This is a genomic window from Collinsella sp. zg1085 (assembly GCF_018889955.1).
Taxonomy (GTDB): Bacteria; Actinomycetota; Coriobacteriia; order Coriobacteriales; family Coriobacteriaceae; genus Collinsella.
The window spans coordinates 1,185,142-1,199,130 of the sequence record NZ_CP076545.1; the positions used below are offsets into that span (position 1 = coordinate 1,185,142).

A 13,989-nucleotide genomic window follows, 5' to 3' on the forward strand; every position below is an offset into this window, starting at 1 on the left:
CTATTCTCCTCTAAGATATGCCTTGATGTCCTCTTCAATGGGGTCATATAAATCAGGTTTAATCCCTATATACTTACATGCCTCATACAACACAGGCACCACATCGGCATGAATCGCCACACAATGATGGATATAGGGTCCCTCAACAATTTTTGCTTCTAAACGTTTGAGATTATCCACTTCGACCCAAAGATAGGTGCCCATGCCAGCAGGACCATCAATACCACGCGCACGGCCTAAGAGCAGCGAATACTCGTTGTTATCGCCATCAAAGCGGGCAAGAGTCAACTCACCTTGCTTAGCCTCAGCAGTTAGAGCACCCGGATGGTCAAAGGCCAGCGGATAACCCAGTTTTGGCTTGCCGCAGGCTACCGAACAAGGCCAAGGACCGCAGTGCTGAAGTAGCTCCCCGTTCTCATTATCGGGATGTCTCACTGTCCAGTCGGCAAACATAGAACGATGACGACCCAAATCGGCAGCTTCTACCAAAAGAGCTGTTATAGCACCATGAATATCGGTTTCGCAGACAATGGGAATCCCCATTTCATTAAGGATTGCATTGGCAGCACAAGGCATAATCCCCAACTCAGCTTGCAGTGCATTCCAGCATTGAATGGCACCCGCATTGCAACCGTATTGTTTGATGAGTCGCTGCATAGCAAGTGCTAAAGCAGCAACTGCGGGAACCTTATCCTCAGGCATCGCAATTTCAAAGCTCGCGCGTACATGCGCAAGCATAGCGCCAAGTGCTTGTGTATCTTTCTCTGCAGCATGCACCGCCTGAATAAGCTCGGTCATAGGAATAGGTGAAAGCTGAATATTAAACCGCTCAAGGAGCTCACCCTCATTGCACATCGTTGACCAAAAATCAAAGGGGCGCGTAGACATCTGCAAGATGCGTGTGTGCTTGAAGGTGCGCACAACATTACATACCGCAAGAAAATCCCATACACCGCGCTCAAATTCTTTATCAGTTACGCGGCAGTTGGTCATATACGTAAACGGCACCTGAAAGCGGCGAAGCACCTTGCCGGTAGCAAAAAGTCCACACTGAGAATCACGCAAACGGCGGCCATCTGGCTCGGGTCGCTCATCGCGCGGTCCCCACAGTAGAACCGGTTTTCCCAGCTCACGAGCCAAGCGAGCACAAAGATATTCAGTTCCAAAATTACAGTGCGCCAACATAATGCCATCTACGGCAGCAGCGCGAAACTTTTCAAGAATTGGCTGAATATGCGTATCGTCAAAGAGTAGACCCTCTTCATTAATATCATCAATGTCCACCACGTCAACACCAAGCTCACGCAAGCGATGTAGGGTAAGGCCACGATACTTAATGGCATCAGGTGCACTAAAAATACTGCGTCGTGTTGGAACAAACCCGAGTTTAACTCTATCCATATATCCCCCTCGTGCTTTAGATGTATGTTTGCAGCAACACCACTGAGCCAAGGCTCACCCTCTAGCCATAACGGATACATATCGCTCCCGCAAGGTGCTACCGTACAGCACATCTAAACAATGTTTACTAAATGTTTTATATCACTGTTTAGTAATTTAGGGAATACCTTCCGTGAATGGTCGGTTTTGGACCGTGGGCGGTTATACGATTAGTATTGAAAGGCGAAGCATCTATAAAGCACGTACGCTTTCTCGCTCTACAAAGTAGGTATTTATCTGAGTCTTGCAGGTATAGTTCTTAGGATTTTTAATATTGCCTAGCAAACGACGCACAGCAGTTGCACCCACCTCATGCTTGAGCACGTGTACGGTGGTTAATGGAGGATTTGAAAACGCGCCAAAGGGTAAATCATCAAAGCCAATGATTGAAATATCTTCAGGAACTCGCAAACCATGCTCTAACAACGCACGGAGTGCACCTACAGCAAGTACATCATTATCAGCAAAAAATGCCGTTGGTAGCTCTGTTGCATCCACTACATCAAGCCACGCTGACATATCGGTATATGCTGATTCGAGTGTGGTGCCTACGTGCACCATCCAATTGGCACCCCAAACAATTCCTGCTTCTTCAAGCGCCTGATGGTATCCAAGCTCACGCGCCTTGAAATTCTGAACCCTAAAGTCTCCTGCAAGATAAAAAATTCTTGTATGTCCCCGCTCAATCAGGTAATTTACCGCGCTAAACGACGCATCAGTATTTGAAATTACCACCGAATCAAAGGCAAAGCGATTGCTCCAACCATCAAGCACAATAATATGAGCAGCTGCTCCTTCAAATAAAGCATAATCAGCCTCACCAAGCTCGGTGCCTAACAGCACAATGGCAGCAGAAGAATCACTAACAAGCTGGGCAATTTCTCCTTTAATGGCATTCACATCAGAAAAATCAAGCGAAACAAATGAGGTTGACATGTTATAGTACCGCGCCTGGCGCTCAACACCTTCGATAACAGCAGGGTGAAAGGTGCTCTCATCAACAATCTTGCCATTTTTGCGCGCCAGCACAAACTGAATGGTATCAAGCTGCTGAGGCTGCTGGTAGCCCATTGATTGTGCCGCTTCAAAAATAAGCTTTGCTGTCTCTTCGCTCACGCTGCGCTTATGGTTGAGCGCATTTGAAACCGTGGCGGGAGAAAAACCGGTTACACGACTAATCTCGCGAATGCTCACCTTTGCCATCTCGCCGCCCCTTACTCGCGTAAAACCATAGATAGCTATCGACTAAACAAATTAGTAGATGTTTAGTTGCTAGTCTAGTTCAAAAAAGGTACACGGCAAGCAGCTATTCGGCATGTGCAACAAAGCTGTATAGATTGACGCATCACGTTCTGCAAGGTTTTACCTACACATATACGGCAGAGCTATGACAAACCTCCAAGGATTGCCTCTTCTTCGACAAGTGTAGCACGCACAAGTTTCATTTGCTGTGCTACTGCCTCAGGAGCTGTTCCTCCCTCAGTGTTGCGGGCAGCTACTATGCGCGCTATATCAAGCTCGCCCACAATATCGGCCTCAAAACACTCACTTGCACGTCTAAAATCTTCAAGCGCTAAGCCTGCAAAATCACAGCCGCGCTGCTCGCAGACAAGCACCAATTGACCTACCACGGCATGTGCCTCACGAAACGGCATACCGCGCTTAACAAGATAATCGGCAATATCGGTTGCTGCTAAATAACCGCTCTGGCACGCTGCCCACATAGCATCAGCATGAAAAGTACAGGTCAAAAGCATGTCACTCATAAGTTCAAGAGATGCTTGCACCGTATGAGCTGAGTCGAACATGCCCGCTTTGTCTTCTTGTAAATCTTTATTATAGGCAAGCGGTAAGCCTTTCATGGTCACCAGCAGCTGCATAAGATTGCCATATACCCGCCCTGTTTTACCACGGATTAACTCGGCAAAATCAGGGTTTTTCTTTTGCGGCATAATGCTTGACCCAGTTGAAAACTCATCAGAGAAGGTCACAAACCCAAATTCTGATGTGCTCCATATCACAAGCTCCTCGCACAAGCGCGAAAGATGCATAGCGCATACTGAGGCCGCATACTGCAAATCAAGCAAAAAATCGCGATCGGATACCGCATCAAGTGAGTTGGGAATTACATCTGCAAAACCAAGCTCATATGCTGTCATACGCCGATTAAGCGGATAGCTTGTGCCCGCAAGCGCTGCTGCTCCCAAAGATGACATATTTGCTGCCTGATATGCCTCATAAAACCGCGTAAAATCACGCTTGAACATCCAAGCATAGGCTAAAAGATGATGAGCTAACAACACCGGCTGAGCATGCTGCAAATGCGTATAACCAGGGAGCACCGTATCTTTCTCTTGCTGAGCTAAGGTATGCAAGGTTGTACGCAGTGTATGTGTTGCCTGCATGAGAGACGCAGCCAGACGCTTAGCCGCCAAGCGCGTGTCAGTCACTACCTGATCGTTGCGTGAGCGTCCGGTGTGTACGCGTTTGCCAGCCTCTCCAATACGTGCAATCAGCTCGCGCTCAACTGCCATATGAATATCTTCGTCGTTTATATCAAAGGTAAATGCACCTGCATCAATATCATGCTCTATTGAGGTAAGCCCTGCAACAATTGCATCGGCATCATCATGAGAAATAATGCCTTGTTGTGCCAGCATGGTTGCATGTGCCTTTGAGCCCTGAATATCTTCATGATATAGATGTCTGTCAACCGGCAGCGAAGCACCAAAGGCCTGTGTTGTTTCAGCAACACCCGCCTCAAATCTGCCACCCCAAAGCGCCATAATCATCCTCTCGTATCTATTCTTATGCCTATAGGTTCAATTGCTACACGTACAGCGCGCACTACCGCGCGGCAGCGTGTAGGCTATCTGCATAGTGCTCATGTTGATAGCTTGCATACACCTGCGGTGTCACCGCTTTTACTTCTGGCGTCTGAACATCAAGCTCAGAGGCAGTTTTTTCAGATAGCTCACTTACAGAGGGTTCAGCCTGCTCGACCATTTTACGTGCCCAGGTCTTGAGTGAAAGCGCCTGAATATTGATAAAGCCCTTTGCATCACTCTGGTCAAACGCATCATCGTTATCATAGGTTGCCAAATTAAAATCATAGAGTGAATAAGCGCTCTTCCGGCCAATCACCACGCATGAACCCTTATAAAATTTGAGCTTAACAACACCGGTAACCGTTGTTTGGGTATATGCAAGAAATGCATCATAGGCCTGCTTTAAGGGACTAAACCACTGACCGTTATATACCAAATCTGCCCAAGACTGCTCAATCTCAAGCTTCTTATGCAAGACCGAGCGCTCAAGACACAAATCTTCAAGTGCCTTATGCGCCTGAATAAGCGCAAGACCTGCCGGCACCTCATAGCACTCACGCGACTTAAGCCCTACATAGCGATTCTCAATCATGTCAATACGACCATAGCCATGAGACCCCGCAAGCTCGTTAAGCTCAGTAATAAGTTGCACCATAGGCATACTCATACCGTTTAAGCTCACAGGCACACCTGCCTCAAAACCAACTTCAACAACGCAAGGAGTGTCAGGCGCATCAACAGGATTGGTGGTCATCGTCCAAATATCTGAGGGCGGCTCAGCCCAAGGGTCTTCAAGCACGCCCGCCTCAATGGCACGACCCCACAGATTATCATCAATGGAATATGGCTTTTCAATACTTGCACCAACGGGTACCCCGTGTGCAAGCGCATAGGCAATCTCATCGGGTCTCATGCCAAGGTTCCACTCACGAACCGGTGCAATAACCTTAAGCGAAGGGTCAAGCGTCAAAATTGAGGTCTCAAATCTCACCTGGTCATTGCCTTTGCCGGTACAACCATGCGCAACATACTGTGCATGATATTTATGCGCCACCGCAACCAGATGAGCTGAGATAAGCGGACGCGACAAGGCAGAAAGCAGTGGATACTTGTTTTCATACATGGCATTTGCCGCAAGTGCGCACGTAATATATGAGCTACAAAACTCGTCCTGCATATCAATAACTTCACAGGCCACTACACCCAGCGACAAGGCCTTTTCTTTGATTTGCTCAAGACCGTCATGCTCTTGCCCAACGTTTCCTAATACAGCAATAACATCTAAATTCTTTTCTTCTTGCAGCCATTTAACGCAGACTGACGTATCAAGACCACCTGAATAGGCCAAAACTACTTTTTCTTTTTGTGCAGATGCGCTCATACCATATCCTTTCAAACGGATTACCTATGAGTTCACAAACAGACGGCGCAACGCCTTATAAATGATGTATTACACGAGGTGTTGATATATGAGCTCAACGCATAAAAAAGTTCGTCGAACTCATACTCGACGAACTGAACGTGAACCCAAATAACAGCTAGTGCCTCAAACGATGGGCGACGTTATCGTCGTCGAGCAATCGTGCGGCGGCGTCGGTTGGTGTGTGCAGCAACAAAGGAAGCACCTGCAAGCAGTGCCTGTGAAAACATCTTTGTCGCAGTAGCAACTGACATACCAACAAACCCTTCAACAATGACGCGTTCATCTAAACCCGTATGTCCAGTAAACGCGATAGCGGGTATAGTACGCAAACTCGCTCAACTTAGCAAGTTAATTATTTCAAGTTGATAACAGAGCAGTTCAGACTTGTAGCACGTCCTGCGTATAAACCGTTTTGGCTGAGCGCGGTATTGTTCTTTAGCACACTCAAGTATATCTCTGCTATCGTTAAGTGGATATGCACCGTATCAGAGAAAGGTTGCGCTACATGCTTCCCTGGTATACCGACGACACCAAACTTGAAACCGTCAAGCTCATTGCCAGTGACATGGACCTCACACTTATTGCCGATGATGGTAGTCTTCCGCCACGGCTAACCGAGCAGATTTTAGCCCTTGATGCAGCCGGGATAACATTTTGTGCAGCAAGCGGGCGGCCATACTACACCCTGCGCGCCATGTTTGCCGAGCTTGAAGGTCATATGGCCTTTCTCGCCGACAATGGGGCTGCAATATATGACCGTAAAACACCTGTTTTTCAAAATCTCATTGACCGAGAAACCTATCGTAGACTCCTTCAATTTACCAAGCAGGATGGGCGCGGTTGCCCTTGTGTTTGCGGTATTAACGCGTGCTATATCCCCCGTACATATCAACACTTTGATGATTACTTTCGGAGTTTTTACTCGGTCATCGATTACCGCGATAACCTAGACGAACTCGATGAAGCCGTTGATAAATACACGGTTTTCTTCCCCGAGTTTGATAGCGAAGAAATCTATGCAAGCTGCTATGGACCTGCCTTCAATCATGAATTTAGCGTCACAAATGCGGGCAAACAATGGATTGATATTATGAATCAAGGCGTGAATAAAGGCTCGGCTCTTACCATGTTAAGCGCACGCTTAGGCATCTCCCTTGATGACTGCATTGCAGCAGGCGACACCTACAACGATATTCAAATGCTTGAGCTTGCAGGTCATGCCTATGTAGTTTCAAACGCAGAGCCTCACATGGACGCGCATGGTACACATCGCATTCCAAGTAATAATGATTATGGTGTTGCAGAAGTGCTCGATGCTATACTTCAGGCGCAGACTAACCGTTAACCTAATAGTTGAGCCCACTAGACGAGAAGTCCTTCCTTCCCTAGAATTGCGGGATTATCATATGAGAGACTAACCCCGCCATCCCCAACTATGGCGGGGTTGGCGCATATTCTTGCGGAGACTGCGAGGGACACATGGACGCTCATACTGAGCACGCTGCTTTGATTGAAGAGGCTACCGAGAAGGCTCAGGATTTGCGGCGCTCACACACCGCAATTCCTTTCTCTTTAGGAATGGTGCTGGTGACCCTTGGCGTTGTCTATGGCGACATTGGCACCAGCCCTATGTACGTTATGAAAGCAATTGTTAGCGGCGGTGGCGGGCTTTCTATGGTCAACCAAGAGCTGGTACTTGGCGCCCTGTCGCTCGTTATTTGGACCTTGACGCTTGTAACAACCGTGAAATACGTCCTTGTTGCCATGCGTGCTGACAACGGTGGTGAGGGTGGTATTTTTGCACTCTACAGTCTTGTGCGGCGCTATTCTAAGTGGCTTATTTTGCCTGCCATGCTCGGTGGAGCGGCACTCCTAGCCGATGGTATCCTCACACCGGCGGTAACGGTTACCACCGCAATTGAAGGCCTGCGTACTATCGATATTGGCGCACGTCTGATAGGTCCTAACCAGGGAAAAGTTGTACTTATAACCATAGCTATCATCTCTTTGCTCTTTGTGGCACAGCGCGCCGGCACCTCAAATATCGGACGCGCCTTTGGACCGGTTATGACGCTTTGGTTTGGTTTTTTGGGCATTGCAGGCATATCACTGCTCATCACCAATCCAGGCGTATTGCGAGCACTTAACCCTTGGTATGGCGTACAGTTTTTGTTATCACCCTATAATCGTGCCGGACTTATGGTCTTAGGCTCAGTCTTTCTTGCAACCACCGGTGCTGAGGCACTCTACTCTGATATGGGACACGTTGGCGCAAAGAATATTTATGCGTCGTGGCCCTTTGTAAAAGCCTGTCTTATTCTTAACTACCTCGGTCAAGGCGCATGGCTTCTAGCCAATGCTGATAATATTGAACTTCAAGCCATACCAGACCTCAATCCCTTCTTTGAGATGCTGCCTGAGGGTTTTCGTCCCTTTGCTGTTATTCTTTCCACCCTTGCCGCCATCATTGCATCTCAGGCGCTTATCACGGGTTCCTTCACCATTGTGTCTGAGGCAGCACGCCTTAATTTGATGCCTCATCTTCAAATTAACTATCCAAGTGATACCAAAGGTCAGCTCTATATTCCGCTGGTCAATACCATTATGTGGATAGGCTGCGTATTTGTTGTCTTGCTTTTCCAAAGCTCGGCGCACATGGAAGCAGCCTACGGTCTTGCCATCACGCTTACCATGCTCATGACCAGCATCTTACTCTGTGTATATCTTTCTAAGATTATGAAGCGCACCGCATACGCTCTTATTTTCATTGTCTTTTTTGGCTTTATCGAGATTATGTTCTTTGGTTCAAGCCTCACCAAGTTTTTACATGGTGGCTATATCACGCTGCTCATGACATTGGTGCTACTTTGCGTCATGCTTGTGTGGCGTCGGGGAACCGCTATTGAACGCACTCAAACAGTACTTTTGCCCATTAAAGAGTATATCCCGCAACTTGGGCGCTTGCGCGACGATGCAAGCTATCCGCTTATTGCAGATAACCTCGTTTTCCTGCTCAACCGAGCCTGCCATGGAAGCATTGACCGCGACGTTCTATATTCAATTTTGGACAAATATCCCAAGCGCGCACGCGCATATTGGTTCTTGAATGTCATGGTAACTGACGAGCCGCATACCCGTCTGTACTATGTTGACTCCATTGGTACCGACTTTGTCTTTAACGTCACGCTCAAACTTGGCTTCAAAGAAAACCAGCGCATAAACGCTTATCTGCGCCAGATAGTTGGCGACCTCATGGCGAGCGGAGAACTCCCTCCGCAAAACCATGAATATTCGGTTTATCATGAACCTTCTCATGTTGGTGACTTCAAATTCTGCATGCTGCGCAAAGCGCTCACCCCTGAAAGTGACCTGCTTCATATAGATCATGCGGTTATGACTGCAAAATATGTAATTCGCCGCATCTGTGGCTCACCATCACAATGGTTTGGTCTTGAAAACTCAGCAACCTTCTTTGAATATGTTCCGCTCTTTGTAAAGCGCCGTCCAAGCGCGCATCTTGAGCGTGTGGGAGCCACATTGCCCAGCAATTTGCAGACTGAGCCCGTGACTCTTGCCGCTGAGGATACAACTTTGCAAACTATTCAGTTAGTTGATGAAGAAGAGGCTGAGTCTGATGAACCCTTGGAGGATTTGTTCTCAGAAGGCTTACCTGCCGTTGAACATGAAGATTTGCCTCACACCGACGATGCCGAGCGCGAATCCGAGCAAGCTACCGCTGGCGAACATGTAGACAACTAGGGGCTTAAAGGGATATACCACTGTTCGCGCACAATACCTGCAACGTGATGTCTCAAACATCTAGGGTTTCAAACCTATAGCCTTAAACACGCAAATAAACCCTGCATCGCACATTCAACGATGCAGGGTTTATAAGCTATGTTCCTATGCTATGCATGGCAGAACGTAAGTCACCGAGCGTCTGCTCAGCACATACTCACGAGCTACTTTGCCTCGGCCCACGTAATACCGCATGAAATATCAGCAATAAGCGGAACTTTGAGTTCTACAACGTTTTCCATGCGCTCTTTTACCATTGCGCCCAATGCCTCAAACTCATCGCGTGGACACTCAAAGTCAAGCTCATCGTGTACCTGCAGCATCATACGCGCACGGAACCCACCTGAGCGAAGGCACCGAGCAACGTCAATCATAGCAAGCTTAATAATGTCAGCTGCACTCCCCTGCATAGGGTGATTCATAGCGGTTCGCTCGGCAAACATACGCTTTGCAGCGTTGCGCGTTTGAATATCTGGGATAGGGCGACGTCGCCCAAACATCGTCTCAGCAAATCCATGCGTGCGGGCAAAGGCAATTGTTTCATCCAAATATGCCCGAACACCAGGATATGCCTCAAAATACCGGTCTATCATCATGCGTGCCTCAGACTGTGAGATACCCAGTGTTTGAGACAAACCATATGCCTGCTGACCATAGACGATCCCAAAATTTACTGCTTTTGCGCGGCTCCTGAGCTCAGAAGTAACTTTGTCACGGTCCAATCCAAAAACACGTGCTGCTGTGGCTGCATGAAAATCTTCACCCTCATTAAATGCAGCAATCAGGTGTGTGTCACCCGAGAGGTGCGCAAGTAAACGAAGCTCAATCTGGCTATAGTCAACTGCAACAAAGACCGAACCCTCGCCCACAGCAAATGCCGTTTTTACCGTATGTCCAAGCTCTGAGCGCGTTGGGATATTTTGCAAATTAGGCTTTGAGCTCGAAAGTCTTCCCGTAGCTGCAATAGTTTGATTATAGGTTGTGTGTACTCGTCCGTCTCCTCGGCGCAAGTCACCCAAGGTATCAAGATAGGTAGATTTAATCTTGGTTTTCTCACGATATTCCAAGATTAAGCGCACAAATTCATGCTCAGCCGCAAGCTCTTCAAGCACCTTTGCATTGGTTGAATAATAGCCACGTTGGGTCTTTTTGAGCCCACGTGTTGGCAGCCCCATCTTGTCAAACAAAATCTTTGACAGCTGCATCGGGCTTGAAATATTGAAGTCATCATCTTCTGCCATCGCACGAATAGAACCGTCAAGCTCAGCAATTTGAGCAGCTAGTTTGTTTGACATCTCGGAAAGCCGCTTTGGATCAACTGACATACCAGTGCGCTCCATATCCACCAAAACGCAGACGAGCGGCATTTCAATCGCGGTAAAAACCTGCAAGGCTCCAGCTTTACTCATAGCCTGATAGAGCTTTTCACGCAGGATACGGCTCAAAACGGCACTTTGCGCCGCACGCGGCAAGGCAGTTTTTGGTGCACCCTCATCTTCTTTAGCAAGTGGAACCGCTGCGTGTAGATAACACTCACACAGATACGCATCATCAAAATCAGTACGGGACGAGTCTAATAGATAGGCACTAATTGTGGTGTCAAACATTCTGCTTGAATCAATACTTATAGGGTCAATTGAGGCAGAAAGGCTTGAATCAGCAGGTGCAATAACATGCAGCAGCTCCTTGAGGTCAGCAGAGACAACTCGAGCTTGCTCAAAGATAAGCTTGAGCACACCTTTTACCTGCCCTGCCTGTGTATCCCATGGAAGCTTAGATGAATCTCCAATAAGCTGCCCCTCTGCCTCCTCAAGAGCAAAGAGTGTGTCTGTGGTAGCAATCCACAAAGTCCGTGCGGGCACAAACAGACTATCTTGCGTATCAGGGTTATCAAGTGCAAGCCCCAGCCAAGCATCAGTTGCAATAGATTTCATAATCGCCTGTGCAAATAAAGCCAAGCTTTCATCTGAGGTGGCATCAACCCTCACCCATTCATGAGGCATATCCAGTGTCGGTGCGCTTGCAGCGCTCAGAGCATCATCACCCAGCAGCGCGACAAAACGGTTTTGCATGGAGTTAATGCCAACCGAGCCTAAAGCCTCTGCAACATCAGAAGCGCTAAACGCGGGAAATTCCAAAGCATGCACGTCAAGCTCAACCGGCGCATTGGTAAGAATGGTTGCTACTTTGCGCGAGAGCAGTGCGTCATCAATATGCGCGCGCAAATTCTCGCCCATCTTGCCCTTAACTTCATCGGCATGGGCAATAACCCCGTCAAGACTGCCGTACTCCATGATGAGCGCACTGGCTTTTTTAGGACCAATACCTGGAACACCCGGAATATTATCGGAGCTATCACCTTTTAGTCCATAAAAGTCTGGAACCAGCTCAGGCGTAATGCCCCCATAGAGATCCTGTACGGTATCGGGGGTCATAATCTGCACATCAGAAAGACCTTTTTTGGTGCCTACAATCTTGACATGATCTGTTGATAGCTGATACATATCACGGTCACCCGTAATCAGCAACACATCAAATCCGGCAGCCTCGCCAATGCGCGCGGCGGTTCCTAAAATGTCATCGCCCTCCCAGCCCTGAGCTTCAAGAATAGGAATGTGGAGCTGTGTGAGCAGGTCTTTAATAATGGGAAACTGCTCACGCAAGTTTGGGTCCATGGGAGGCCGCTGCGCTTTGTAGCTGGGCAGCATGTCCATGCGCACCTGCGGACGCCCCTTATCAAAGGCACAGGCAATCATATCAGGATGAAAGGCATCAATCATTTTAAGAAACATATTGAGAAAGCCAAAAACGGCATTTGTGTGGCGACCGTCAGGTGCGGTCATATTGGGAGGTACCGCATGAAACGCACGGTGCATTAACGAATTTCCATCGATAACGGCAAGGGTTTTACGGTAAGTTGCTGTGTCTGACATAAATACCTCAATTAAAGCAGCCAAAGATGTATTGATAGTGCCTTAAGTCTAGTGGAGTACGCCAAGCTCTGACAGAGTGATAGTCATTTTCCCGAGAATGCCAGAAGCGATTAGGGCTTCTGGTAGGATGCTGATAGTACAACACAAACAAAGGAGTCTTATGGAACGCCCCTCTGCGTGGAAACATCTCAACGACGAACAACTGCTTGAGATGGAAACACTTACCGAGGCATATCGCCGCTTTATCAGCAATAACAAAACTGAGCGTGCCTGCGTTGCAAGTGCTATTGAGCTTGCCAAACAGCATGGATACCGCGACATCACCGACGTGCTTGCAGCACATGAAACACTTAAAGCGGGCGATAAGATTTATGCGGCTATTCACAAAAAGGCGCTCATGCTTGTTAATCTAGGTAGTGATTCGCTTGAAAATGGTCTCAATATATTGGGAGCGCACATTGATAGCCCTCGCCTTGACCTTAAGCAAAATCCTCTTTATGAGGAGTCTGACCTTGCATATCTCGACACTCATTATTATGGCGGTGTAAAGTCCTATCACTGGGTAGCAACACCGCTGGCGCTACAAGGTGTTATCTGCAAAAAAGATGGAACAACTATTGAGGTTAATATTGGCGATAAACCTAGCGACCCTATCTTTTGCATAAGTGACCTTCTCATTCATCTCGCCGCTGACCAACTCAAAAAACCTGCCGCCGAAGCCATTGAGCACGAAGCGCTCGACCTTTTGGTGGGAGGTCGTCCGCTTAAGGTAGAAGGCGATGAGGCTGAGAAGCGCCCAGTTGCCGCATATTTCCTCAAGCTCCTTGCCGAAACGTATCAGGTTGATGAAGAAGACTTCTTGTCTGCTGAGCTTGAAGTTGTCCCCGCCGGTGAAGCACGTGAGCTGGGGCTCGACCGCTCAATGATTATGGGATACGGACAAGATGACCGTGTGTGCGCCTATACCTCCCTCATAGCGCAGCTTGGCTGCCCACAAGTTAAGCGCACAAGCGTATGTCTCTTGGTGGACAAAGAAGAAATTGGCTCAGTTGGGGCAACAGGAATGACCAGCCGATTCTTTGAGAACACGATGGCAGAAATTCTTAACTTAACCGGCAACAATGACCCACTCACGCTGCGCCGCATGCTAGCACATTCTCGCATGCTCTCAAGTGATGTTTCTGCTGGTTTTGACCCCTTGTATGCAGATCGCTTTGAGAAGAAAAACAGTGCTTTGTTAGGGCATGGCTTATGCTTTAACAAATATACAGGAGCACGCGGCAAAGGCGGCTCAAACGATGCTAACGCTGAATATATGGCACTCATTCGCGACATTATGGATTCTGCAGATATTTGCTTTCAAACCTGTGAGCTTGGTCGCGTAAATGCAGGCGGCGGAGGCACCATTGCATACATTCTTGCTGAGTATGGCATGGATGTTATCGATTCGGGTGTTGCCGTGCTCTCTATGCACTCCCTATGGGAGGTTGCTAGCAAAGTAGATATATATGAGGCATATCGTGGGTATAAAGCCTTCTTAGAGCGCTCATAACGCTCTTGTATAAAC

The 13,989-nt window shown here is 47.9% G+C and carries 8 protein-coding genes; 3 read left to right on the top strand and 5 right to left on the bottom strand.

The annotated features are described in order from the left end of the window. From KPC83_RS05075 to KPC83_RS05090, 4 genes are all read right to left on the bottom strand, one after another. A complete protein-coding gene (locus KPC83_RS05075) occupies positions 1–1,401 on the bottom strand; it encodes an L-fucose/L-arabinose isomerase family protein (RefSeq protein WP_216278183.1) in 1,401 nt (466 codons plus the stop codon). Positions 1,402–1,632: 231 nt separating this feature from the next. Further along, on the bottom strand, positions 1,633–2,643 hold the full coding sequence (locus tag KPC83_RS05080) for a LacI family DNA-binding transcriptional regulator (RefSeq protein WP_216278184.1): 1,011 nt from the start codon (positions 2,641–2,643) through the stop codon (positions 1,633–1,635). A gap of 182 nt (positions 2,644–2,825) precedes the next feature. Next, on the bottom strand, positions 2,826–4,226 hold the full coding sequence (argH, locus tag KPC83_RS05085) for an argininosuccinate lyase (RefSeq protein WP_216278185.1): 1,401 nt from the start codon (positions 4,224–4,226) through the stop codon (positions 2,826–2,828). Between the two features lie 61 nt (positions 4,227–4,287). Next, complete coding sequence (locus tag KPC83_RS05090) at positions 4,288–5,649, bottom strand: argininosuccinate synthase (RefSeq protein WP_216278186.1); 1,362 nt, start codon at positions 5,647–5,649, stop codon at positions 4,288–4,290. Between the two features lie 547 nt (positions 5,650–6,196). Between KPC83_RS05090 and KPC83_RS05095 the strand changes: the two genes are divergently transcribed. Both KPC83_RS05095 and KPC83_RS05100 read left to right on the top strand, forming a co-directional pair. After that, entirely contained in the window at positions 6,197–7,036 is an 840-nt protein-coding gene (locus tag KPC83_RS05095; protein WP_216278187.1) for an HAD family hydrolase, read from the top strand. A 134-nt stretch (positions 7,037–7,170) separates the two neighbouring features. Next, positions 7,171–9,450 (top strand): KUP/HAK/KT family potassium transporter, encoded by a 2,280-nt coding sequence (locus KPC83_RS05100; RefSeq protein WP_216278188.1) that lies wholly within the window; start codon positions 7,171–7,173, stop codon positions 9,448–9,450. Between the two features lie 203 nt (positions 9,451–9,653). Here KPC83_RS05100 and polA read toward each other — a convergent pair whose 3' ends face one another. After that, positions 9,654–12,422: a DNA polymerase I gene (polA, locus tag KPC83_RS05105; protein WP_216278189.1), complete on the bottom strand. Its 2,769-nt coding sequence runs from the start codon at positions 12,420–12,422 to the stop codon at positions 9,654–9,656. Positions 12,423–12,582: 160 nt separating this feature from the next. Between polA and KPC83_RS05110 the strand changes: the two genes are divergently transcribed. Next, positions 12,583–13,974, top strand: a complete 1,392-nt coding sequence (locus KPC83_RS05110) for an aminopeptidase (RefSeq protein ID WP_216278190.1) — start codon at positions 12,583–12,585, stop codon at positions 13,972–13,974. The last annotated feature ends 15 nt before the right edge of the window (positions 13,975–13,989 follow it).